Genomic DNA, 24,731 nt, shown 5'->3' on the forward strand with positions numbered 1-24,731 from the left:
CTTTTTGAGATTTTTTTATATTTGAAATATTCCTAATAACTGATGAAAATAGCGTTATTTCCAGGTTCATTTGATCCGATCACCATTGCACATGTAAATATTCTGCAGCGTGCCACTCCCCTTTTTGATAAAATTATAATTGGTATTGGATTGAACAGTTCGAAGCAAAACTTCCTGACAGCAGAACAGCGCCTGCAGATCTTAGAAACCGTTTTTAAAGGTTACGAGAACATTGGTGTACAAACTTACGAAGGGCTGACTGTCGATTTTTGCAGAAAGATTAACGCTACTTACATGGTGAGGGGTATCCGCTCTGCTGCTGATTTTGAATATGAAAGGGCAATTGCTCAGATTAATCAAACCATGATGCCGGAAGTGGAGACGATACTGCTGTTAAGTAAACCTGAATATTCGGCAATCAGCTCGACCATAGTTCGTGATATTTTGAGAAACCATGGCGATGTAAGTCCTTTTGTACCGCAAGAAGCCTTAAAATTCTTATAAACCGGCCGAAGCATCAGCTAAACGACCGGTTATTATATTGCTTCAGCTATAATATACCTCCAGCCCTTAACACGTCCATAATCGACGGAAAGGTGTTTTTCACCACCGGACCAATGTGATTTCTATCTAACCAAACGGCCTGGTCAATTCCTTCTTCTTTTTGGGGCACCAGTTTGGGCTCACCTTTAACTTTCATCTTGTACCAGTTGGTTTTCTTAATCACCATTTTTGAACCGATCGGATATACGTGATAGGTTTTGCAAAGTTTCTCCTCACGTCTGGCTACCTTAATACCACATTCTTCTTCCACTTCGCGAACAGCAGTTTCCTTCATGTTTTCACCCTCTTCGAGTTTCCCTTTAGGTAAATCCCACTTTTTATTTCTGAAAATAAAGAGATAATTACCATTTACACTCTCCACCAGGCCGCCTGCTGCCTTGATAATTTCACAGTTCTTTTTAAGCTTTCTAAAGGTTTCCTGTGGATTCTTAGTGAGAAAAATGTAGCTTTTTTTAGACCCGTTTTTCAATTTTTTGTAAAATGTATGCAAATCAAAATCCTGAAATTCAAGCTGTTGAATTTTTTCTTTTTGTTCAGGCAAAACATCTGATATAAAGAGGGTGTTATCGTTAATATAAATTCTGTATTTTTGGGCCATGTATAATAAAAGTGATATTGAATTAAAGGTAGCGGAATTTTTATTACAAATAAAGGCAATTAAATTACAACCTAATAATCCTTTTACTTGGGCATCTGGTTGGAAGTCGCCAATTTATTGCGATAACCGCATTACCCTTTCCCATCCTCAGGTTAGAACTTACATCCGTCAGAAACTTGCACAGGCCATTCAGGAAGAGTTTGGTTCAGTTGATGTGATTGCTGGAGTTGCTACTGCGGGAATTCCTCAAGGCGTTTTAGTGGCACAGGAATTAGGTTTACCTTTTATTTATGTAAGATCAAAAGCTAAAGAACATGGCACTGGCAGCTTAATTGAAGGCGAAGTGGTTGAAGGACAACGTGTAGTTGTAATTGAAGACTTAATTTCTACCGGGAAGAGCAGTTTACAAGCGGTAGACGCATTACGGGCAGCAGGACTATCTGTAGCTGGTTTAGCTGCAATTTTTACATACGGCTTCGAAAAAGCAGACGAGAACTTTTCTGCTGCGAAATGCAGGTATTTAACTTTATCAAATTATGGTGCTTTAATTGACTATGCTGCTGAGCACAGCATCATTGCTAAAAGCGACATGGAACTATTAGGCAAATGGCGATTAAACCCATCGGAATGGGGTCAGGTAACCAGTTCTGAATCATAAGCCCGACTTTTTAAATCAACCTAACACATATAATGACAATCATTGAGAGCGCTGTAGAAATTAATAAGCCCGTTGCTGAGGTTTATGCTTTCTTATCAAACATGAACAACCATCAGCAACTGATGCCTGAAAATATCTACAACTGGGAATCTACAGAAGACGATGCGCGTTTCACCATTCAAAACATGGCAAAACTGGCAATCAAAATCTCCAGCCGCGTCGAAAACCAGGAGCTAACAGCAATCCCATCTGAAAAAGCACCATTTGATGTTGAACTGAAATGGACGCTTGCCGATAACGGAAATGGCACAACAATAGCAAAACACATCATATCTGCCGATTTAAATATGATGATGAAAATGCTGGCATCCGGACCATTGCAAAAGCTGGTTGATCATCAGACAGAGAAACTAAAAGAAATACTAGGATAGAAGAAAAATTAATGGGTAATGATTTACCGGTTAATGAAACTTCAATACATCAAAGCATCTGCACTAAAGCGGCCGATGCTTTTTTTATGCGTAAAAATATCGTTGATACTTATTTAGCGGCGTTTTATTTTAATACCTTAGTTTTTGATAACCATTGCACTATGAGATTTAATTATATTCAGATTCCAACATTAATATTTACCATTTTTTATTTTTCAAATGCAAATGCGCAATCTTTAACAGCGCTTAAAACGGAATACCTGGTTAATCCTGCCGGGCTGGACACACCCAATCCGCGTTTTACCTGGCAGATGGATGATGAAAGTAATGGGGCGAAACAATCCGCTTACCGCATTCTGGTTGATACCGATTCTGCCTTACTGGTGAAAGAAAAATCGTTGGTGTGGAATTCGGGCTGGTATAAATCAGATGCCAACCTCACTACTTTTTCGGGTAATCTACTAAAACCTTTTACCAAATACTACTGGCGGGTAGATGTACTCAACGGAAACAAGAAGAAATTTGGTAAAATTGCCAGCTTTGAAACAGGAATGATGAATATGGGCAACTGGCAAGGGGCATGGATTTCCGACAATGAGAATATTAAACTCAAACCTGCCCCCTATTTCAGGAAAACGTTCAGCACGGACAAAAAAGTTAAGTCGGCAAGAGCATACATTGCGGCAGCAGGACTATATGAACTTTCCATCAATGGAAATAAAATAGGTAATCACCGTATGGACCCCATGTATACTCGTTTCGACAGGAGAACATTGTATGTGACTTATGATGTGACCAATGCAATCAAACAGGGGAAAAATGCCATTGGCGTCCTGCTGGGGAACGGATGGTACAACCACCAGTCAACCGCGGTATGGTATTTTGACAGGGCACCCTGGCGTAACCGTCCGGCATTTTGCCTGGATGTCCGCATTACTTACGAAGACGGTACTATAGAAACCATCAAATCAGGCAAGGACTGGAAAACCGCTTTAAGTCCGATTGTATTTAACAGCATTTATACTGCTGAACATTACGATGCCAGAATGGAAAAGCAGGGATGGAATACAACAGATTTTGATGACAAAGACTGGAAAGAAGTCATGATCCGTTCAGCCCCATCCAGAAACATTGTAGCCCAGGCGCTACACCCTATCCGTAATGTTGAGGAGATCAGCACGAAAACACTTAAAAAAATAAATGATACCACTTACCTTTTCGATTTAGGAAGAAATATTTCAGGGGTGAGTAAAATCAGTATCGGTGGTCCGAATGGCACTATCGTTCGTTTAAAACATGGAGAACGTTTATATGCAAACGGCAGGCTTGATATTTCAAATATCGATGCTCATTATCGGCCCACAGATAATACCGATCCCTTTCAAACCGATATCCTGATATTAAACGGAAAAGGCCGGCAAAGTTTTATGCCGCATTTTAACTATAAAGGATTTCAATATGTTGAAGTAACGACTTCTGTTCCGGTTGAATTGAAAAAAGAAGACCTGGTTGGCTACTTTATGCATAGCGATGTTCCGGCAACGGGTGACGTAAAATCATCGGATCCGGTGATCAACAAAATTTATTACGCGACCAATAACTCATACTTATCCAATCTTTTCGGTTACCCTACCGACTGCCCGCAGCGGGAAAAGAATGGCTGGACAGGCGATGCACAAATTGCTATAGAAACAGGCTTGTATGGATTTGATGGTATTACAATTTATGAGAAATGGCTTGCCGATCATCGTGATGAACAACAGCCGAATGGTGTTCTTCCCTCCATTATTCCTACGGATGGCTGGGGATACGAATGGGGCAATGGTCCGGACTGGACCAGTACAATAGCCATTATTCCATGGAACGTTTATTTGTTTTATGGCGACAAGAAACTGCTGGCAGATTGCTATGACAACATCAGAAAATACGTTAACCACATTGATGAAACCTATCCAAGTGGCTTAACAACATGGGGACTGGGCGACTGGATACCTGTAAAATCCAAATCTCCTGTAGAACTGACCTCAACTTGCTATTACTATGCGGATGTAGTAATTCTGGCCAAGGCTGCTAGAATTCTGAATAAGGATGAAGATTATAGAAAGTACACCGAGCTGGCAAAAAAAATAAAAGATGCTTTTAATGCCAAATACTTAAACAAGGAGAAAGGCATTTATGGCTCGGGGATCCAGACCGATATGAGTGTTCCGTTATATTGGAAAATTGTACCTCAGGAATCTGTTGCACTGGTTGCTGAAAACCTGGCTAAACGGGTGGAAGCAGATGGCTTTCATCTGGATGTAGGTTTGCTGGGTACTAAAGCAATTTTAAATGCGCTTAGCGAAAATGGTTACAGCAACTGGGCTTACAAAGTTGCCGCGCAGAAAACTTACCCAAGCTGGGGCTGGTGGATGGAAAACGGTGCCACAACCTTGTACGAAAACTGGCCTATTGATGCAAAATCAGATATCTCGATGAACCATATCATGTTCGGAGAGATCGGTGCCTGGTTGTATAAGTCTCCCGGTGGAATCAAACCTGATGAAAAACAACCGGGCTTTAAACATGTAATTCTGGATCCCCATGTAATGGAGGGACTGGATGCTTTCGAGGCCAGCCATATTGGTCCTTATGGAAAAATTATCAGTGGCTGGAAAAAGACTGTAAATGGTGTGAGGTATGAAATTGTAATCCCGCCCAACTCTACAGCAAGTATGGAATTACCTGTTGTTCGCAATATGGAGATCAAGGTGAATGGGAAAACCAGCCCGAATAAAATCGAACTTTCGGCAGGAAAGTATGTAATTGAGCATTTACGGAAATAGTTTTTTTTGGTAAACCCTGCAGAAGATGGAAACTGCGGGGTTTACCTAAATTAATAACGACAAAATTTCAGCACAAAACATTATATATCAGCAATTTAGTCATTAAAAATAGCATCATACCGACAAAATTTCCGATTGAAAAACCAAAATAGCTGTGGCACTGGTTTTGATTAAAACGAATATATGAACTTCAACAATTTTACAATAAAAGCCCAGGAAGCGATTCAACAGGCTTCTGAAATAGCCCAGGGCAATCAGCAACAGGCTATTGAGACAGCACACCTTTTAAAAGGCCTGCTTACTGTTGATGAAAACGTGGTTTCGTATGTATTGAAGAAATTAAACGTTAATCTGAATTCGTTAAATCAAAACTTAGATGCTGAGATTGGCAGGTTCCCGAAAGTAAGTGGAAGTAATGTCTATCTGTCATCAAATACCAATAGTGTTTTACAAAAAGCCCAGACTTTTTTAAAGGATTTTAAGGATGAGTTTGTATCTGTAGAACACTTACTATTAGGCATACTTGCTATTAATGACAGCACATCAAAACTGTTGAAAGAACAAGGTGTAAATGAAAAAGACCTTAAAAAAGCAATTACTGAATTGCGTGGCGATAGCCGTGTAACTGATCAGAATGCGGAAGCGACCTATCAGGCATTAAGCAAGTATGCACGAAACCTGAACGAATACGCGGAGAGTGGAAAGTTAGATCCCGTGATTGGCCGTGACGAGGAGATTCGTCGTGTAATCCAGATTCTGTCACGCAGAACAAAGAATAACCCTATTCTGATTGGCGAGCCAGGTGTTGGTAAAACTGCTATTGCTGAAGGAATTGCCTTCCGGATCATTAAGGGTGATGTACCAGAAAACCTGAAAAGCAAAACTGTTTTCTCACTGGATATGGGTTCCTTAATTGCCGGAGCAAAGTATAAGGGCGAATTTGAGGAACGCTTAAAAGCAGTTGTGAAAGAAGTGACACAAAGTGATGGCGACATCGTATTGTTTATCGATGAGATTCATACCTTAGTTGGTGCCGGCGGCGGTGAAGGCGCGATGGATGCAGCTAACATCCTCAAACCTGCATTGGCACGCGGCGAGTTGAGAGCCATCGGCGCTACTACTCTTGATGAGTACCAAAAATACCTGGAAAAAGATAAAGCATTGGAACGCCGTTTCCAAAAGGTGATGGTAGAGGAACCAGATACGCAGGATGCCATTTCTATTCTTCGGGGTTTAAAAGAGCGTTATGAAACGCACCATAAAGTAAGGATTAAAGACGAGGCGATAATAGCGGCAGTTGAAATGAGCCAACGGTATATCGCTGATCGTTTTCTTCCTGATAAGGCAATCGACTTAATGGACGAGGCTGCATCAAAGCTGCGCATGGAAATGGATAGCGTACCGGAGCACGTAGATGCTTTAGACAGAGAAATTATGCGTCTGGAAATCGAACGTGAGGCTATAAAACGCGAAAAAGATGATAAAAAAGTAAAAGATCTATCAGAGGAGATTGCCAATTTATCAGCAGAGCGTGATGAATTCAAAGCGAAGTGGCAGGGTGAAAAAGACCTGGTAGATGCTGTGAATAACCAACTGGAAGCTATTGAGCACTACAAGCTGGAGGCAGAGCAGGCAGAGCGCGCAGGAGACTATGGTAAAGTTGCCGAAATCCGTTATGGTAAAATAAAAGAAGCGCAGGATCAGGTTTCCAAGTTGAAAGCAGATCTGGAGAGTCAGCAAACGGATAGCCGCATGCTGAAAGAAGAAGTTACTGCCGATGATATTGCTGGCGTTGTAGGCAGGTGGACGGGAATACCCGTTACCAAGCTGATTGCCAGTGAACGGGAGAAATTATTGAACCTGGAAGCGGAATTACATCAAAGGGTAGCTGGACAGGATGAGGCCATTGAGGCTATTTCTGATGCGATACGCCGCTCGCGTGCAGGATTACAGGATAAGCGGAAGCCAATCGGATCATTTATTTTTCTGGGAACTACTGGTGTGGGTAAAACAGAGCTGGCAAAGGCACTTGCAGAATTTCTATTCAACGATGAAAATGCTTTAACGCGTATTGATATGAGTGAATATCAGGAGCGTCATGCTGTTTCCCGCCTGATTGGAGCGCCCCCGGGATATGTTGGTTATGATGAAGGCGGACAATTAACTGAAGCAGTGAGACGTAAACCCTATTCAGTTGTATTGCTTGATGAAATTGAAAAAGCGCATCCAGATGTATTTAACATCCTGTTACAGGTATTGGACGATGGCCGCCTGACCGATAATAAAGGGAGGACGGTAAACTTTAAGAACACGATTATCATCATGACCTCAAACATTGGTGCGCACCTGATTCAGGATAACTTCAAGGATTTAAGCGATGAAAACCGCGATGAGGTGATTGCCAAAACTAAAAACGAATTGTTTGAAGTACTCAAACAAACCATTCGTCCAGAGTTTTTGAACCGTATTGATGAACTGATTATGTTTACACCGTTAAACCGCAGCGAAATCAGGGACATTGTTGCTTTACAATTCAAACAGGTTCAGCATACCCTTGCAGAGATGGGCATCGAAATGGATGCCAGTGAGGAAGCTTTAGACTGGCTGGCGCAATTGGGTTATGATCCGCAGTTTGGGGCCAGACCATTGAAAAGGGTGATCCAGAAGAGAATCTTGAACGAATTATCTAAGGAAATACTGGTAGGTAAAGTAGACAAAGAGAGTAAAATTAAACTCGATATGTTCGATCACAATTTTGTGTTCATCAATCAGAAGCAAGATTAGAGCTGGCCGATCCGATAAAAAATCCCGTAGATGATCATCTACGGGATTTTTTTTTATTTCTTCTTTGTTTCGATATTAGGCAGGAAGCCGGTAAGCAGTCCGATCAGGGGTAGAAAAGCACAGATGCTGAACACATAATTTATTCCTTTTGCATCGGCAAGTTTACCCAACAGTGCCGATCCTATTCCGCCCATTCCAAAAGCGAAACCGAAAAACAATCCTGCTACCAGTCCAACCTTACCTGGAATAAGCTCCTGGGCATACACCAGAATAGCTGAGAAAGCAGAGGCGAGAATCATTCCGATGGGAACAATCAAAACACCAATCCAGAACAAACTGGCATGGGGCAGTAACAGTGCGAAAGGTGCTGTACCGAGAATTGAAGCCCAGATCACATATTTCCTGCCAATCTTATCCCCTATTGGCCCGCCTAATAAGGTTCCGGCGGCAACAGAGAATAAAAATACGAAAAGGTAAACCTGAGAAGTTTGAACAGATACGTGAAACTTATTAATCAGATAAAAAGTAAAGTAGCTGGTTAAACTCGCCATATAAAAGTATTTGGAGAAAATCAGCAACAGCAATATACATACGGAGAATATCACTTTCCTGCGGGAGAACTGATTTATTACAATTTGGGCATTAACCGTTTTCGCTCTTGCTAAAATAAAGCCCTTGTACCAGTTCCCGACAAAAGTTAAGATGACGATGGCCAATAGTGCAATAAATGAAAACCACACCACGCTAAACTGACCATATGGAACAATTATCCAGGCGGCCAGAAGCGGACCTAATGAACTTCCGGCATTGCCACCCAATTGGAAAACAGATTGGGCAAGGCCTCTCTTACCGCCTGATGCAGCGTGTGCCATTCGGGAGGCTTCGGGATGAAAGACAGATGAACCTATTCCAATCAGTGCCACAGACATGAGTATGGTGTAAAAATTTTGCGACTGCGACAGGGTAATTAATCCGGTTAGGGTAAAGCCCATCCCTATTGCAAGAGAATAAGGCTGAGGTTTTTTATCGGTATAGAGCCCTACGAAAGGTTGCAACAATGAAGCTGCCATTTGAAAGGTTAAAGTGATTAAACCAATTTGCGAGAATGTTAAATGGTAGCTGGTTTTGATGATTGGGTAAATAGCCGGAATAAGCGACTGTATGGTATCATTCAATAAATGAGAAAAACTCAGTGCAAATAAAATCGGGAATACTGTTTTTTCGATTAAAGATTGTGTAGAAGTATTTTCGGTCATAATGGGATATTGATATCTTCAAATGTAACGATTAAATATTTTTTCAATCCGCAGACATGTCCTTGCAATTTTGAAAGATTTTTAGCAGACAGTGTTACGCAGGCGGAACGAGATTGTAAAGCACTACCAACGCGATGTACTATGATCCGCGGGATTGATGTGGGCAAAAGGTGGCTGAAAGGTGGGGAAAAGGTGGGTAGAAACAATACTGATGCAAATCATTTATTCCTAAAAGATGTCAAAACTACCGAAATAATTCTGACAATAATACAAAAAAAAGCGGCTTGTCAGTCTGTCACAATCCAAAAATTAATCACTTGATTGATTTTTAGTCACCATAAAATAATATTGATTTAATACTAAATTTATATCTGTTTACTAATGAATAACTTGGATAAAATCTGATTTTTTGATGACGCTGAAAGGGTTTTTCGGCATAACTGTTGACTTTAATCCAAATATAGTCAGAAATTAAAAAAGTAAAAATGGCTATAAATTTTAACATATATAATTAATAAAACGATGAAAAAATTATTATTATCATTGGTAGCAGTAGCAGGATTGTTCTACAGTGCAAACGCACAAACTGAAAAAGGAAAATTCATTTTAGGTGGTAACGTTGGCTTCAGTTCTTCAAAGGTTGAAGGTGCTGTTAAGTCGGACATCGACTTTAGCGTTGTTCCCAGTATTGGTTACTTTGTAGGCAACAATTTTGCAATTGGTACCGGTGTTGGTTATACTTATTCCAAAACGGTTAGCGGTGGTGCTTTGAACAGAAACCAGGTGGGTGCTTTTCAGGTATCTCCTTTCGGACGTTACTATGTAGGTTTATCAGACCAGTTTAAATTCTTCGGACAGTTATCTGTTCCTATGGCATTCGGAACGGCTAAAACTGTTGATGCAAATGGCGATACTGGTTCAAAATACGCATCTACAACCTCAATTGGTGTAAATGTATCTCCAGGTTTTGCTTTCTTCCCAACTAAAAGAATTGGTATAGAGGTTTCTGTAAATGGTTTAGGTTATGCTAACAATCAGATTAAAGAAGAAGCTACAGGTGCAAAAACTACCAGTAATTCATTCGGATTGGAAGCTGATACCTTCGCTCCAAAATTAGGCGTGCAGTTTCACTTTTAATCGCTGATTAAATAATAAAGCCGCGGCCGCGCAGATGACTAATTCTGCGGAGCTGCGGCTTTTGTATGTTCAACCTATTTCTTCTCTCTGATGGCCTTGAATTCTGAGCCGTCTTTCCATTTCGGGTAAGTATCTTCATTGCTGATCCGAAAACCCATATCAAACAACATTCTTACATCTTCGGTGATGCCAGATAAATCCCATGTTTTGGGATCAAAATTATCTTGTGGAGAATGGTATCTGGATTTGGTAAAATCGGCTACCTGTTTTAAGCCCCATTCCCGGCCATTTTTCACGTTATCAACTCCGGAACCCGTAAATAAGGATGGAACACCAAACTTAGCGAGATTAAAGTGATCAGACCGGTAGTACAAACCTGATGAAGGAACAGGATCGGGAACAATTACACGTCCTTGTTTTTTAGCAGATGCAGCCGCGTAATCTTCCATTTCAGATTGTCCGTAACCATACACCACAATATCTTTGGTTTTGCCGGCAATCCCCATCATGTCCATGTTAATATTGGCAACGGTTTTCGATAAAGGAAATGCCGGATGTTTGGCATAATACTCTGATCCCAGCAACCCTTGTTCTTCGCCTGTATAAGAAACGAATAAAATTGATCTGCCTGGTTTTCTGTCTAATTTTTTAAAGGCCGAAGCAATTTCAAAAAGAGACGCCACGCCAGTAGCATTATCTACAGCTCCGTTATAAATGGAGTCACCTAAAATTTTCTCCCCTGTGCCAAGGTGATCCCAATGCGCAGAATAAATAATGGCTTCATCTTTATACTTACTGCCTGTAATTTTAGCAATGACATTGTAGCTCACCGATTTCCTGGTTTTGTTTTGGATATTGAGTGAGGTTGTAAGACCCAGGTTTACAGGCTTAAATTGTTTCTTAGCAGCCGCAACCATTAAACTTTCGTCTTGTCCTGCGAGTTTGAAAAGGGCTTTAGCTTTCTCCAGACTAATCCAGCCCTCCACTACTGTGCGACTCATTCCATTATCTTCAGATTGCAGGGTTAATTTGGATTTTGACCAACCGCTCCTCACAACACTCCATGGATATGCTGCAGGGGCTGTATCATGAATGATCAAAATCCCGGCAGCTCCTTGTCTGGATGCCTCTTCGAATTTATAAGTCCAGCGTCCGTAATAGGTCATATTTTTCCCTTTAAACAAAGTTGAATCTGCAAAACCCGGATCGTTGATCATCACTACTACCGTTTTACCTTTTACATCCAGATTTTTATAATCATTCCAGCCATATTCAGGGGCTACTATGCCGTAACCTGCAAATACTAAAGGAGAATTTTTGATACTAACCTGATTTTGCACCCTGCGTGAGCCTGCAACAAAATCGGTCAAGTAGTTTAGATTTACCAATCCCGTTTGCCCAGTTATCGTCATTTGCTGGTCGGGTACAGATTTAATTTCTACCATGGGCACTTCCTGAAAATAGCTATCGCCATTTCCCGGCTCAAGGCCAAGTTCGTCGAATGATTTTTTGAGATAACTGATGGTTTTAGTTTCTCCGATGGTGAAAGGTTTCCTACCCTGAAGACTATCAGCAGCAATAACAGACAAATATTGAGTAAGGCTTGAGTCGTTTATGGCTTTAATGGCCAACGAATCTGGTCCATCTGAATTGCTTTGAGCAGATTGCTTGCATGATGAAAAGCAAAAAGCAACTGCTACCAAAAAAAGAATGGGTTTAGTCATTAGAAATAAGTTTAGGAGGGTAATTTAGAGAATTTAAATTTGCCACGGAAACACGGAATACACAACGCGCTTTTCTGAACCTCCGTGGCAAATTACATTAACTACTGTTTTCCGTTTTGTTCAATGTCCCTGTCCATCTCTACTACGTCAACATCGCTGGGCTCAGAAAAATCCCCGATGAGATATTTATTAAAGTGATCGGCGAGTTTCCAGAATGCATATTCCGTCATATCGCCAAAGCCATGACGCTGTCCGGGGATGATCAGGAAATCGAAACGTTTACCAGCTTTCATTAAAGCATTGGCTACCCGAATGGAGTTGGCCGGGTGAACATTATTATCCACGTCGCCATGCATTAGTAATAGATGACCTTTCAGGTTTTTAGCTAAGTCAGGATTTTTATCGATGCTATATTTAAAAGAAGTATCGCCTTTTAAAGAAACTACCTCTTTAACACCATGGTGTTTCTCGCTCCACCAGCGGTTATAAATGCTGTTGTCGTGATTTCCGGCGTTTGAAACCGCAGCCTTAAAGAAATCAGGATAAACCAGCATGGCCGCGGTAGACATGAAACCACCACCAGAGTGACCGGTTATGCCGACTTTAGACTCATCGATATAGGAATACTTTGAAGCCAGTTGCTCTATTGCCGTTTTTTTATCTGCTAGACCATAATCCCGAAGATTTCCATAACCATAAGTATGATACCATTTTGAGCGCGATGGATTGCCACCACGGTTACCAACTGTAATTACGATATAGCCAAATTGGGCTAAACGTTCCGTACGGTCCATACTTTTGCTAAACGCTTTGTTTACTGCTTCAGTTTGCGGGCCTGGATAAACGTACTCAATGATCGGGTACTTCTTGTTCGGATCGAAGTCGAATGGCTTGTACATCACACCGTATAAATCGGTGATACCATCATCAGCCTTCACTTTAAAGGGCTCCGGAAATTTGTAACCTGCAGTGATCAACAGTGATAAATCGGTCGTTTCCAGGTCCATCACTTTTTTGCCGCTTTTATCATATAGTGTTGATTTTGGTGCGGTGTTAACCCTCGAGTAGTTATCAACAAAATAAGTATTATTATCATTCATGCTTGAAGCATGATCAAAGTCACCTGTATTGAGCAACTTCATATTAGAACCGTCAAAATTGATGCTGTACAAATGCAGGTAGTATGGGTCTTCCTTAGCCTCTCTTCCGTTAGCCGTGAAGTAAAGAACCCGGTTTTTTTCATCTACATTTACAATACTTTCACAATGGAAAGCACCTTTAGTAATTTGATTTTTAAGTTTACCGTTACCATCGAAAAGGTAAAAATGCGCCCAGCCGTCGCGTTCGCTCCAATGGATGAGTTCTTTGCCATCATTCACCAAACCCGGGCGATTCACTTCTACATAGGTATTGAAGCGTTCGTCGATCAGTGGTGAGACTTTTCCTGTTGCAATATCTACCGTACCGATATCAATGCGTTTTAAATCTCGGCTGGTACGTGAAAAATAGAAGCGGCTGTCGTTACCTAACCAAACTGATGGACGGAATTCGTTATCGCGGTCTTTTGCCAGCGATGGCTTGCCCCAAACACCTACACTTTGATCCTTAAAAGCAGCAATAGTTAATTTCTTATAGGTTTTAGCAGTAAAGTCGAAAAGCAATACCTCATCCTGTGGTGCTTCAGCTTCTCCCGGCATCTGATATTTGTAAGTCTCCAGTGTTGGTCGGCCCGGCGTTACGCTATTGATTACCCACAAGTCTTTTACCTTACGTGAATCTGTTCTGTCTAAAACGAAATACCTGGCATTTGGTGACCAAAGTACATAGGCCCCGCGGCGTTTTTTATTGTTCTTTTCATTTTCAACATTATTTTCTCCATCTCCATCACTTCCGTAAGAATAAAACTTTACACCATCTTTTGTGAGCTGATGTTCTACAATGGTACTATCATCCTCATTTTTAACGGCTTTCTTGTAATTCTCTTTATCCATCCAATAGAGATTATAGTTTCGCGAGAAAATAATTGCAGATGAGTCGGGAGCTACTGAACCCCATGCAGACTTAGGTTTTGGTTTACTGAAATTCGGAATTTCAGTAAGTTTGGCAGAGGCAAGTTCATACCTAAACGAGTAAATCTTTTTCTGCATGGAGTCGGCCGCTTTTTTGTCTTTGCGGTCTTTTTTCAACTCATCGATTGTGCTTTTCACTTCGAAAGTTACGCTTTTCTCATCGGGAGAGAATTTAAGATTCTCCAGTGGCAAATGTTCCGCATCAAAGGGATCGCGTACAATCAGGGTGATATCAGATGCTATTTTGGCATTATCGAAAAGCTGTTTTTTGGTCTTTACGGCAGGATCAACAAGGTACCAAAACTTACCTTTAGGAGTTTCAAAAGTATACCAGAACCGGTTGGTTAATTTCAACCAGTGCGGATCAACCGATGTTGAATACACCATTTTTTTCAATTTATTTGGAGAAAATCTTGATGCCAGCTGGTAATTTGCTTTAGGTTGAGGTTGAATATTCTCAGTAATGGTAAATGTTTTAGTTTGAGCAGCCAGGGTTAAAGACAGAAACTGCCCGCATAAAAGGAGTTTGTAAAATTTATTCATCTAGGTTTGTTTGAACTGCTAAATTATTTAATTATAGCCTATTAATATCAGTCAACTTTGTAATAAAACGGATAGTTTGGTCATCGTTCTACCAAATGAAATAGTTATCAACACCAGTTTATTTGACGTTGAATATTTGACATAATTTCTAGTTTTGTAAACATATTTACTTAGAATGAAATACAAATTACTAACCATTATAGCGGCTGGAAGCATTTTACTGGCCAGTTGTCAGTCTAAATCACAAACAGAGACTTCAAGTTCAAAAGATTCTACCCAACAGGCAAGTCCTGCTACAGAAGATACAAGTCCGGCTGTAGATGTTACAAAGATAAAAGTGGCAGATGCTAAAACCATCCTTGCGCGCAAGCAGGTTCCGATTTTATGTTATCACCAGGTAAGAAACTGGAAACCTACAGATGGAAAAGTAGGTAAAGACTACATTGTAGAAATTCAGAATTTCAAGGACCAGATGAAAATGCTGTCGGACAGTGGATACCACACCATTTTACCTGATCAGTTATATGCTTATCTTAATACGGGTGCCACTCTGCCAAGTAAACCCATTATGCTTACTTTTGATGATACCGATGAAGATCAGTTTACGATTGTAAGGCCAACGCTGGATAAACTGGGATACAAGGCGGTTTATTTTATCATGACGGTTTCCATTGGCAGAAAGGGAAAGTTTGTGGATTACATGAGCAAAGAGCAGATCAAACAACTTTCGGATGAAGGGAACGTTATTGGCTCGCATACCTATGACCACAAGAACTTCAAAAAATATGCTGGTAAAGACTGGGAAGAACAGTTAGACAAACCCACAAAAAAACTGGAGGAAATTACCGGTAAGACCATAACTGAGTTTGCCTATCCCTTTGGTTTATGGAACGCGGAAGGAATTCCTGAATTGAAGAAACGCGGTTTCAGAATGGCCTATCAGCTGTCGACCAAACGTGACGAGAAAGATCCGTTGTTTACTATCCGCAGGATAATTGCCAGTGGTTACTGGAGTCCAAAAACATTAAGCAATAGCATAAAAAACAGTTTCTAAAATTAAAGCATATAAAACCGTTGTCTTATTGAGGATAACGGTTTTCTTTTACCTGATATCACCACATATCTTCTCATGAAAAGATTTTCCTTACTGGCCATGGTTATTCCGGCCCTTATCGGATCCTGCACTGCTGATTCGAAAAAACAGGTTTCACAAAACAAAAAAGACAGTACAGAAATACAGGTTACAGATAGCGTTAACCGAAAAGCCGCAGATAACAAAACTATTCTGGCTCGGAGAGAAGTGCCTGTTTTATGCTATCATCAGATCAGAAACAATATTGCCAGCGACAGTAAGCGGGCTCATGACGATATCATTGCGCCAGACAAATTCAGAGAACATATTAAAATGCTGGCCGATAGTGGCTATCATACCATTCAGCCAGACCAGCTTTACAATTACCTAGTGTACGGCGCAAAACTTCCTGATAAACCAATCATCATCAGTTTTGATGATACCGATGAAGATCAGTTTACTGTTGGCAATACAACCTTAAAAAAATATGGTTTCAAAGGTGTTTATTTCATTATGACGGTATCTATAGGCAGAAAAGGCAGAATCAGTTACATGACCAAAGCGCAGATTAAGCAATTAGCTGATGAGGGTAATACCATCGCCAGCCATACTTACGACCATAAAAACTTTGCACAATTTACTGAAGAAGACTGGAAGACACAAATTGATGAACCCACCAGAAAACTTGAAGAAATAACGGGTAAGAAAATAGAATACTTTGCCTATCCTTATGGTGTGTATAAATCGTCGACTTTACATAAACTCAAAGAACATGGCTTCAAGGCCGCTTTCATTCTTTCGACTGCGAGAGATGAACAATATCCCCTCCTTACCATTAGAAGAATTATAGATCCGGGTAGATACACGGCTAAAAATCTATATTACAGCATCAATAAGAGCTTTAATAAAACAAAATCATAGTTTCGTATGTAGGTTTAACGTGAGGTCATCTATTATACTATGAAAAAATACATCTTACCTGCACTGCTAGGGTTATCGATATTAACTGCCTGTAACCGTAGCAAAGAGGATCAACAAAGTAGTACAGAAGCGGATAGTACCGCCACTGTACGTAAAGAACTTGAACAAAACTTTTATAAGCGACTGGAGGGAACCATTGCGGGAAAAACGGTTGTAATGAACTTGCAGAAAATTGACGGCGATTACGATGGCGATTATTACTACGACGGTTACTGGCTGAATTTATCTACCGATACTATTATCGGTAAAGACAGTGTTGTATTGTTTGAAAACAGTTATTATGATTATTACTTTGACAAAGCGGCAAAGCAACCGCGCTTGTTGCTGAAATGGACGGGCAATGGTTTTAGCGGAAGCTGGACAAGTGGAGATCAATCAAAAACCTTTCCGGTTAGTCTTACCGAAAAGTACCCTGAAGGAAGTTACGAATTTAAAGCAGGCATAGTTGAAGATTCTGTAAAGGCCTTTGATGGCCAGGTCAAATCGCCCGTTGCAACCATCAGCTTTGAATATGTTAAACCGGTTAAGAGTGGTGAGCATGAAAAATGGCTCGACAACCAGTTAAAACGAATTTCGGGAATCAGGTTAGGTAAGGTAGATAGAGAACCGGGTTTTAAAAGCATTGCTGAAGCCTATTTTAGCGATTACAAAAAGGAGATTGCAGAACAGCAGAAAAACGGTCCGGACCGGGGTTTTATGCAGTGGATGAATTATACCAATAACAGTCAGCAATCTCTGGCTTACAACGAGCACGGTTATGTGGTGATTGATTTCCTGGCAGATAGCTATACCGGAGGCGCACATGGCAATTATAGCAGTACAATGTATTGCCTTGACGTTCAGAATAGAAAACAAATGATTCTGAGCGATGTGGTCAAAATTGATTCAACTACCTTGCAGGGCTTATTGGAAAAAAACCTGAGAAAGCAATACAATATTAAGACCGGCGAGGCATTGAGCACAGTGCTTTTCGATAACTTCCTCAAACCAAACGGCAATTTTTACTTCAACAGCAAGGGCCTGGCCTTTATGTATAACCCCTATGAAGTAGCGAGCTATGCACAAGGCCAGATTGTGGTATTCATTCCGTTTAATGAATTGAAAAGTTACGTCGTACCTGCTTTTGCAGAAAGAATCGGACTGAAATAACCTGATGTTATTTTACAATAACTTCTGATACTTCGATGAGCTCGGGACCACCTTCAACAGGGTAGCCTGAAACCTTTGTACCTTTCAAAGAAACCTGTTTATCCAGATACGTATCTAAATTTAATGAACTGCTTTTTAAGGCATAGGGTCTCCCTCCCGAGTTAATGGTATGCGTACCATATTGGTAGGTAGTTATACCCATTTTCTGTAAGTTTCCGGTTAGGGAAACGACATCAGAACCACTGGTGTTTTGCATTGAGCTGCAGCCAGAAAGGGCAGCTACGAATAAGGTTAACATGAGTATTTTTTTCATGATGCAGTTAATTATTTATTTATAACCAAGGAACATCAGAAAGCTAATAAAGTTCTTTTTGGAATTCAAAAAAATACTGCACCGCCTTCACTAGTCGGCTCCCATACCAGCTGAACATTTCTCCATCTACCAGCATAATTCTGGTATCAGGAAGTGCAGCCTGAATTTCCTCAATATGTTTTTCTCTAAACGGATACGGCTCTGATGAAAGCAAGACCAGTTCACAGTTAGTAGCTTTCAGCTGCTCCATTGTAATTTCGGGATAGCGATCTTGCCTGATGACATTAGTCATTCCGTTTGTTAACAATACATCATTGATGAAGGTATTGTAACCTGCTGCCATAAATGGTTTTCGCCAGATGAGGTAGGCCACCCTCTTATTAATATTGTGCTGTAGGGCAAGTGTCTTTAAATCGTTAAAACCTGCTGATATGAGGTGATTAAGGTAAGCGGCTTCGGGTTCCCGATCTACCAGTCCTCCTATCTGACTGATGGTTTTCATGGCATCCTCTACTGTAAAAATATCACTCATCCATACCGGAAAATCCCTGGCAAGCTCTTCGATATCACTTTGCGTATTTTCTTCCTTATTCCCGATGATGAGGTCGGGCTTCATTGCGCGGATTAAATCGATATTGAGTTTTTTAGTCCCTCCCACTTTTGTTCTTCCGGCAAACTTTTCAATGGGATGAATGCAAAACTTCGTTAGCCCAATGATTTCCTGATCCAACCCTAATTCGAACAGGAGTTCCGTTTGGGATGGAACGACAGAAATAATCCTTTGAGGAGGGAAGTTTATGGTGATTTCATTTCCTAACTGATCGGTAAAGGACTTTTGCATAGCGCAAATATAGGGGTTTTCGCTGTTGCACTTATTACCGTATTTTACTGCGCCCCGAAGAAGAATGCGACGGGGCAGCAGAAAGTATTTTTATTAAGAAAGCTCTATTGGTTAATTTGGTATAAATGATCACCAATTTAGTGATGTACTGCGACATCTTCTTTGATTACGCCATCAGCAATATGCAGTATGCGATTGCCATAAGTGGCATTTTTCTCTGAATGCGTAACCTGAATAATGGTGATCCCGTCTTCCTGGTTCAGCTTTTTAAACAAAGTCATAATTTCTTCTGCCTGAACCGACTGTAAATTTCCGGTGGGTTCGTCGGCCAGGATCACCGTAGGTTGTGCAGCCAAAGCCCGGGCAATGCCTACCAACTGCTGTTGGCCACCTGAGAGCTGATTGGGAAAAAGATCTTTTTTAGCTACAATATTGAAACGATCCAATAAATCTGCAATCCTGCTGGCCCTCTCGGAACCCGGTACTTTTTTATACAACAACGGGGCTTCGATATTCTCGTAAACCGTCATTTCGTCTATCAGATGATAAGCCTGAAACACGAAACCGATGTGATTGCGATAAAGTTCTATTCTTTTACGCTCACTGAGGCTGTTTACATTTTCACCTGAAAATTCATAGGTACCATAAGTTGGATCCTCAAGCATCCCCAGGATATTAAGCAAAGTTGATTTGCCCGCTCCTGAAGGGCCCATAATGGACACAAATTCTCCCTGACTGATAGTCGCGCTTACATTGCGAAGCACGTAACTTTTATTGCCTTTTGAGGCATAGTATTTTTCAATATTTTTTAGTTCGATCATATTTGTAAGGTTGATGGCCGGAGGGTTCAGGGCAAGAAGGTTCCGGACGCGTAAGCCTTCAACCTTAAAACCCTTTACCTTCCTGCCCTTATTCATATTTAAGTGCATCAATGGTATTGGTTACTGCAGCTTTGTAAGACTTGAGGCTTACGGTAACTAAGGTAATCACCATGGAGATTACCATCGCCAGTGCAAATGGCCATATACTGATATCAATGCGGTAAGCAAAGCCTGAAAGCCATTTCGAAATGAATAAATAAGCCAGGGGCCACGCCACGATATTGGCAATAAAAACCATGACCAGAAATGATCCGTTGAGCATTTTGACCAATTCAATAGTTGAAGCACCTAGTACTTTCCTGATGGCTACTTCTTTGGTTCGCTGGGTAGCCACAAAAGAAATTAAGCCAAATAACCCGATAAAGGAAATGAAAATGATGACACCCGCAAAAAATTTAAATAAAGTTCCCATGATTCTTTCAGTTTCGTAGTACTGACTGATATCATCATCAACAAAGGAGGAGCTGTAAAAATTCTCAGGAAAAGTGTCATTCCAGATTTTTTCTATTTGTGGCATCACCGAAAGGATGAGCCTGCTATCCATTTTAACGGCGAGGTTCCGGTAACTTTCTTTCATTGGCACGATCACTATGGGTGATATCGGATCATGTAAACTCAGGTTGTTAAAATCTTTTACTACTCCTACAATGGTACCCTCTTTCCCCCATAATCTGATCTTTTTACCCAGCGCGTCGTTAAAGTTAACAACATTCAGTTTTTTGAGCATGGTTTCATTAACCACGAGCTCTTTGATCGTATCACTTTTGGAAAAGCCTTTGCCGGCAACAAATGTCATCCCAAAGGTGTCGAAGTAATGCTCATCTGCTACTTTTGTATTGGCCTGAAAATTGGCCGTTTCAGTACCATTGTATTTAAAATTGCTTTCGTTATTGTTGCCCGATGAAGGCGGATTTCTACAAAAGCTGGTAGATACCACGCCAGGCAGTTTTGAGATCCGCTCCTGAAACACCTGGTATTTCAACACACTTAAACTATCGTTTCTCACACTCACCATTGCTATTGCAGAGGGGTTGAAACCGAGTGGCTTTTCTCTCATATAGTTCATCTGTCGCAATACTACCAGTGTACCAATAATAAGCACTACAGTAATTGTGAACTGCACAATAACCAATATTTTGCGTAAACTCAGGCCACCTGCATTGGCGGTAATTTTATTTTTGATAGCTAAAGCCGGACTGAATTGCGACATTACCATCGCCGGATAAAAACCAGCAAGTAAGCTTACAACCAGTACCAAAGCAATCATAAAAATAAAAATCACCGGATGTTGAATGATACTAAAGGAAATATCATCATGAAATAACTTTTTCATACCAGGTAAAGCAACTTCAGTTAATACGCAGGCAACAAGTAATGATAGTGCACTTATCGTTAGCGTTTCTGTTAGGAACTGAACAACCAGTTGTCTTTTCAGGCTGCCCATTACTTTGCGAACCCCAACTTCTTTACTTCTGCTAACGGCCTGGGCTGTGGCCAGGTTAATAAAATTGATGCATGCTGTAAGCAGTAGAAAAACACCGATGATCGCCAGGCCATAAAGTTCTTTGCGGGGCATTGTTTTATTGGCAAAATTCCCCAGATTATCGTTGTAATGAATATCTGTTAAGGCTTGTGCGCTCACTTCCTCCTTAGATGACGCATTTTTTTCAAAGTATTTTTCAGAAAACTTAGGTAGTGCGGCTCTTATTTCATCAATTGATACACCCTTCTTTAAAAGGAAGTAACACTCATCATTCGATGAGGTGTTTCCCCACTGATCGAATTTCTCATCTTTATAACTTCTAAACGTTTGATACGAGACCACAATATTAAGGGGGAAAGAGGTGTTTTCAGGCATATCTTCAAGAATACCAGTTACTCTAAAGTTTTCTCTGTTTTGGTAATTGATGGTTTTACCGATCGCTTTAGTCCAGTCCCCAAAAAACCTGGCAGCCATCTGCTTTGATAAAACAACCGTGTGAGGTGCCGTTAATGATTCATCGGGATTTCCCTGTAGCCACTTAAAACTCATGATCTCGAAGAACGCCGGGTCTGCATAAAACACGTCCTCCAGCACTTTCACTCTTTCCTTTCCAGAAACATCTTTTACTTTTATAATTCCGCCGTCCTGCCGGATGGCTCCAACCTTTTCAATTTGATTTTTAAAATCATTCCTCAACGCATCCGGAGCGGGCTTCGGCACGCCCTGCGATTCCCCAAACCCATCTCCTGAAGTCCAGTTGGTAGTTAAGCGATAAATCCGGTTCTGATCTTTAAAACCTTCATCAAAACTCATCTGATAGCGGATGAAAATAAAAATAAGGATACAGCTGGCCATGCCTATAGACAGACCCAGAATATTAATGAATGTATAACCCTTGTTTTTCCAAAGGTTTCGCCAGGCGATTTTAAGGTTGAGTTTGAACATATTTTTAAAGGTTGAAGGTTAAAAAGCTTGAAGGCTGGAAGGTGTTGGTTGCTTTAGCCCTTCACCTTAAACCTTCCACTTTCCTATCTTTATTCATATTTAAGTGCGTCTACTGGGTTGGCCTTAGCTGTTTTGTAAGCCTGGAAGCTTACGGTGATCAATGCCATGCCCAATGTTCCGATCGCGGCTACGGGAATAATCCACCAGCTGAATTCGGTGTGAAATTCGAAATTATTCAGCCATTTCCCCATAGCGAAATAACTTATCGGTACAGCAATGATGATGGCAGCAATAATCATTTTAATAAATGAAATTGATAGCAGCTGCATTAAGCTGGTTACCGATGCGCCGAGCACTTTCCTAACGCCAAACTCTTTGGTCCTTTGCTCTGCACTATATGCCACTAGGCCAAATAAGCCTAAACAGGAGACGAAAATTGCCAGTCCGCCGAAGAGGTTGGAAAGGATCCCAAGCGTTTTTTCAGATTTATATTTGTCCTGATATAATGAATTTATAAAAGTAATTTCAGTTGGATAGGCAGGATTAAAAGCCTTTGTAATTCTGTTAATCGTTTCGATATTATGTTGCAGATTGTTGGTATTGTTCAAACGTATTGTTATCGTGCCGGTTTGAGCGGGATTTAGAAAAACAATCTGTGGATTGTTGGATTTATATGGAGAATCCCACACGTAATCGTCAAAAACGCCGATAATATAGGCAGTGGTGCCGAAAAGGGTTACTTTTTTGCCGATTGGATTTTTATAGCCAAATACTTTTACGGCCGATGCGCTTACCACCAATGCACCGGTATCTGAAGCGAAGTCCTTTGAAAAATCTCTTCCCTGCACTAGTTTGATTCCGTTTGTTTTGATAAAGTCGTAAGTGGTAGCCACTTGATTAAACATCACCGTATTTTCTGTTTTGGTCATCCCATCCCATTTGATATCCATGAAATTACGGCCACGGTGGGACAAGCTAACAGATGACTGATACATCGAAGTAATTGCTCCAGACTTGAGCATTTCCGTTTTAAATAAATCAAATTTTGTTTTTAATTCACCATCCTGCGGGATTTCGACCAAGGCATTTACATCGAAACCTACCGGCCTGTTTTTAATGTATTGAATCTGCCGATAGATCACCAAAGTTGAGATAATGAGGATGATGGCAAAGCAAAACTGCCCGATAACCAATACCTGCCTTAAACTAATCTCTAAAAAGCCGCTTGTTCTGATCTTTCTTTTTAAAGTTTGGATGGGGTTAAAAGACGACAAATAAAATGCGGGGTAACTGCCTGCAACTAATCCTGTGATAATCACAATCCCAAATATACCGATCCAGCTTGCCGCATTGAAATATGAAATACCCAGATTAATGTTTAACAATCGGTTAAAAGCAGGTAATAGCAGCTCTAATAAAGCTATGGCCAACACAACCGCAACCAAGGTTAACACCATCGATTCGGTTAAAAACTGCATTACAAGTGAAGTACGGTTTGCACCGATTGTTTTCTTTATGCCTACTTCTTTGGCTCTTTTCTCTGACTTTGCGGTGGCCATATTCATGAAATTGATGCAGGCAATCAATAATATCCCGAAAGCAAGACCCATAAAAAGCCAGATCTGTTCAATATCTCCTCCTGCCGGTTGGCCATTCTCAAACTTGCCAAACAAGTGCATTTTACTTGCCTGATATAAGAAATGAGGTTGAGATTGTGGGGTTTGCTCGGTATTTGCTTTTACCAAAGCCTCTACTTTACGGTTTACTAAATCAATATTTGCATCGGGATTGAGCGAAACCATGGTTACAAAACTGTAATTGTTCCAGTTCAAATCTTTAGCATCCGGGTAAACCATCTCATAGAACGACCATGGCATTAAAAAATCAAAACGGTTCGAACTGTTTTCCGGCAAATCTTTAATTACCCCGGTAATGGTAAGGTTATCTTTATCCTGATAACGGACCGATTTGTTTAGCACATCGGCCGTTCCGAATAAGGTTTTGGCTGTGCTTTCTGTTAAAATAACCGACAGTGGGTTTTGTAAAGCTGTTTTCGGGTCGCCTGAGATAAATTGATAATCATACATCCTAAGAATATCAGGTTCAGCAAACTTCGAGTCTTTTTTATAACTATTTTGTCCATTGGCGATTAAGCTTTTTTTGCCATAATCCATACGGGCAACATATTTTACCTCGGGTAAATTTTGTTTTAACAGCGGCCCGAGAGCAGTGGTTGAACCATTAAAAGTATGTGCAATTTTACCCCCCTCGCCAGGAACATTGGTCATTGCCATATACACATTTTTCCAATTTTTAGCTTGCTTATCGAAATTCCATTCGTATGAAACATATAACAGCAACATTAAACAGGCTGCCAGGCCAATAGCTAAACCAACAACATTGATGAAAGAAGATGTTTTATTCTTCCAAAGGTTTCGCAATGCGATTTTTAAGTTTAATCTAAACATATCTTTTAA

The 24,731-nt window shown here is 40.6% G+C and carries 18 protein-coding genes; 9 read left to right on the top strand and 9 right to left on the bottom strand.

The genetic code is table 11. The features are described from left to right. Positions 1 to 42 precede the first annotated feature (42 nt). Positions 43 to 504, top strand: coding sequence for a pantetheine-phosphate adenylyltransferase (gene coaD, locus AB669_RS01255; protein ID WP_047797455.1), 462 nt, complete (start codon positions 43 to 45; stop codon positions 502 to 504). Positions 505 to 550: 46 nt separating this feature from the next. Here coaD and AB669_RS01260 read toward each other — a convergent pair whose 3' ends face one another. Next, a complete protein-coding gene (locus tag AB669_RS01260; protein WP_047797456.1) occupies positions 551 to 1,162 on the bottom strand; it encodes an NUDIX hydrolase in 612 nt (203 codons plus the stop codon). On the opposite strand from AB669_RS01260, the gene pyrE reads away from it, so the two are divergent. The 4 genes from pyrE (at position 1,161) to clpB (ending at position 7,860) form a co-directional block, all read left to right on the top strand. Continuing rightward, entirely contained in the window at positions 1,161 to 1,820 is a 660-nt protein-coding gene (pyrE, locus tag AB669_RS01265; protein WP_047797457.1) for an orotate phosphoribosyltransferase, read from the top strand. The two genes, AB669_RS01260 and pyrE, sit on opposite strands and share 2 nt — an antisense overlap. 32 nt (positions 1,821 to 1,852) lie before the next feature. Continuing rightward, positions 1,853 to 2,251 (top strand): SRPBCC family protein, encoded by a 399-nt coding sequence (locus tag AB669_RS01270; RefSeq protein WP_047797458.1) that lies wholly within the window; start codon positions 1,853 to 1,855, stop codon positions 2,249 to 2,251. 161 nt (positions 2,252 to 2,412) lie between these two features. Beyond that, positions 2,413 to 5,076 (top strand): alpha-L-rhamnosidase, encoded by a 2,664-nt coding sequence (locus AB669_RS01275; protein WP_053058217.1) that lies wholly within the window; start codon positions 2,413 to 2,415, stop codon positions 5,074 to 5,076. Between the two features lie 183 nt (positions 5,077 to 5,259). Beyond that, positions 5,260 to 7,860 carry an ATP-dependent chaperone ClpB gene (gene clpB / locus AB669_RS01280; protein WP_047797459.1) on the top strand — a complete coding sequence of 867 codons (2,601 nt, stop codon included), beginning with the start codon at positions 5,260 to 5,262 and terminating at the stop codon, positions 7,858 to 7,860. A 53-nt stretch (positions 7,861 to 7,913) separates the two neighbouring features. Here the strand turns inward: clpB and AB669_RS01285 are convergent, their stop codons facing one another. Next, on the bottom strand, positions 7,914 to 9,116 hold the full coding sequence (locus AB669_RS01285) for an MFS transporter (protein ID WP_047797460.1): 1,203 nt from the start codon (positions 9,114 to 9,116) through the stop codon (positions 7,914 to 7,916). 522 nt (positions 9,117 to 9,638) lie between these two features. Here AB669_RS01285 and AB669_RS01295 point away from each other — a divergent pair. Then, a complete protein-coding gene (locus AB669_RS01295) occupies positions 9,639 to 10,253 on the top strand; it encodes an outer membrane beta-barrel protein (RefSeq protein WP_047797462.1) in 615 nt (204 codons plus the stop codon). A gap of 74 nt (positions 10,254 to 10,327) precedes the next feature. Here the strand turns inward: AB669_RS01295 and AB669_RS01300 are convergent, their stop codons facing one another. Both AB669_RS01300 and AB669_RS01305 read right to left on the bottom strand, forming a co-directional pair. Further along, positions 10,328 to 11,977 carry a M28 family metallopeptidase gene (locus AB669_RS01300; protein WP_053058202.1) on the bottom strand — a complete coding sequence of 550 codons (1,650 nt, stop codon included), beginning with the start codon at positions 11,975 to 11,977 and terminating at the stop codon, positions 10,328 to 10,330. Between the two features lie 101 nt (positions 11,978 to 12,078). Then, entirely contained in the window at positions 12,079 to 14,589 is a 2,511-nt protein-coding gene (locus AB669_RS01305; RefSeq protein ID WP_053058203.1) for a DPP IV N-terminal domain-containing protein, read from the bottom strand. A gap of 175 nt (positions 14,590 to 14,764) precedes the next feature. Between AB669_RS01305 and AB669_RS01310 the strand changes: the two genes are divergently transcribed. The 3 genes from AB669_RS01310 (at position 14,765) to AB669_RS01320 (ending at position 17,791) form a co-directional block, all read left to right on the top strand. Continuing rightward, complete coding sequence (locus AB669_RS01310) at positions 14,765 to 15,643, top strand: polysaccharide deacetylase family protein (RefSeq protein ID WP_047797463.1); 879 nt, start codon at positions 14,765 to 14,767, stop codon at positions 15,641 to 15,643. A gap of 75 nt (positions 15,644 to 15,718) precedes the next feature. After that, entirely contained in the window at positions 15,719 to 16,582 is an 864-nt protein-coding gene (locus AB669_RS01315) for a polysaccharide deacetylase family protein (RefSeq protein WP_047797464.1), read from the top strand. A 39-nt stretch (positions 16,583 to 16,621) separates the two neighbouring features. Next, entirely contained in the window at positions 16,622 to 17,791 is a 1,170-nt protein-coding gene (locus AB669_RS01320) for a DUF3298 and DUF4163 domain-containing protein (protein WP_047797465.1), read from the top strand. A 7-nt stretch (positions 17,792 to 17,798) separates the two neighbouring features. On the opposite strand, the gene AB669_RS01325 is transcribed toward AB669_RS01320, so the two are convergent. From AB669_RS01325 to AB669_RS01345, 5 genes are all read right to left on the bottom strand, one after another. After that, positions 17,799 to 18,104: a lipoprotein gene (locus tag AB669_RS01325; protein WP_047797466.1), complete on the bottom strand. Its 306-nt coding sequence runs from the start codon at positions 18,102 to 18,104 to the stop codon at positions 17,799 to 17,801. Between the two features lie 43 nt (positions 18,105 to 18,147). Continuing rightward, positions 18,148 to 18,945 (bottom strand): helical backbone metal receptor, encoded by a 798-nt coding sequence (locus AB669_RS01330; RefSeq protein WP_047797467.1) that lies wholly within the window; start codon positions 18,943 to 18,945, stop codon positions 18,148 to 18,150. Between the two features lie 137 nt (positions 18,946 to 19,082). Further along, positions 19,083 to 19,766, bottom strand: a complete 684-nt coding sequence (locus AB669_RS01335) for an ABC transporter ATP-binding protein (protein WP_047797705.1) — start codon at positions 19,764 to 19,766, stop codon at positions 19,083 to 19,085. Between the two features lie 88 nt (positions 19,767 to 19,854). Continuing rightward, complete coding sequence (locus AB669_RS01340) at positions 19,855 to 22,254, bottom strand: ABC transporter permease (protein WP_047797468.1); 2,400 nt, start codon at positions 22,252 to 22,254, stop codon at positions 19,855 to 19,857. 89 nt (positions 22,255 to 22,343) lie between these two features. Continuing rightward, positions 22,344 to 24,722: an ABC transporter permease gene (locus AB669_RS01345; RefSeq protein WP_047797469.1), complete on the bottom strand. Its 2,379-nt coding sequence runs from the start codon at positions 24,720 to 24,722 to the stop codon at positions 22,344 to 22,346. Positions 24,723 to 24,731 lie beyond the last annotated feature (9 nt).

Source organism: Pedobacter sp. BMA (genome assembly GCF_001027745.1).
In the GTDB taxonomy this organism is placed as follows: Bacteria; Bacteroidota; Bacteroidia; order Sphingobacteriales; family Sphingobacteriaceae; genus Pedobacter.

Bases quoted from the DNA above. Each gene is read 5' to 3' on its own strand.
- coaD (WP_047797455.1), top strand. From the start codon at position 43: ATGAAAATAGCGTTATTTCCAGGTTCATTTGATCCGATCACCATTGCA.
- pyrE (WP_047797457.1), top strand. From the start codon at position 1,161: ATGTATAATAAAAGTGATATTGAATTAAAGGTAGCGGAATTTTTATTA.
- AB669_RS01260 (WP_047797456.1), bottom strand. From the start codon at position 1,162: ATGGCCCAAAAATACAGAATTTATATTAACGATAACACCCTCTTTATA.
- AB669_RS01270 (WP_047797458.1), top strand. From the start codon at position 1,853: ATGACAATCATTGAGAGCGCTGTAGAAATTAATAAGCCCGTTGCTGAG.
- AB669_RS01275 (WP_053058217.1), top strand. From the start codon at position 2,413: ATGAGATTTAATTATATTCAGATTCCAACATTAATATTTACCATTTTT.
- clpB (WP_047797459.1), top strand. From the start codon at position 5,260: ATGAACTTCAACAATTTTACAATAAAAGCCCAGGAAGCGATTCAACAG.
- AB669_RS01285 (WP_047797460.1), bottom strand. From the start codon at position 9,116: ATGACCGAAAATACTTCTACACAATCTTTAATCGAAAAAACAGTATTC.
- AB669_RS01295 (WP_047797462.1), top strand. From the start codon at position 9,639: ATGAAAAAATTATTATTATCATTGGTAGCAGTAGCAGGATTGTTCTAC.
- AB669_RS01300 (WP_053058202.1), bottom strand. From the start codon at position 11,977: ATGACTAAACCCATTCTTTTTTTGGTAGCAGTTGCTTTTTGCTTTTCA.
- AB669_RS01305 (WP_053058203.1), bottom strand. From the start codon at position 14,589: ATGAATAAATTTTACAAACTCCTTTTATGCGGGCAGTTTCTGTCTTTA.
- AB669_RS01310 (WP_047797463.1), top strand. From the start codon at position 14,765: ATGAAATACAAATTACTAACCATTATAGCGGCTGGAAGCATTTTACTG.
- AB669_RS01315 (WP_047797464.1), top strand. From the start codon at position 15,719: ATGAAAAGATTTTCCTTACTGGCCATGGTTATTCCGGCCCTTATCGGA.
- AB669_RS01320 (WP_047797465.1), top strand. From the start codon at position 16,622: ATGAAAAAATACATCTTACCTGCACTGCTAGGGTTATCGATATTAACT.
- AB669_RS01325 (WP_047797466.1), bottom strand. From the start codon at position 18,104: ATGAAAAAAATACTCATGTTAACCTTATTCGTAGCTGCCCTTTCTGGC.
- AB669_RS01330 (WP_047797467.1), bottom strand. From the start codon at position 18,945: ATGCAAAAGTCCTTTACCGATCAGTTAGGAAATGAAATCACCATAAAC.
- AB669_RS01335 (WP_047797705.1), bottom strand. From the start codon at position 19,766: ATGATCGAACTAAAAAATATTGAAAAATACTATGCCTCAAAAGGCAAT.
- AB669_RS01340 (WP_047797468.1), bottom strand. From the start codon at position 22,254: ATGTTCAAACTCAACCTTAAAATCGCCTGGCGAAACCTTTGGAAAAAC.
- AB669_RS01345 (WP_047797469.1), bottom strand. From the start codon at position 24,722: ATGTTTAGATTAAACTTAAAAATCGCATTGCGAAACCTTTGGAAGAAT.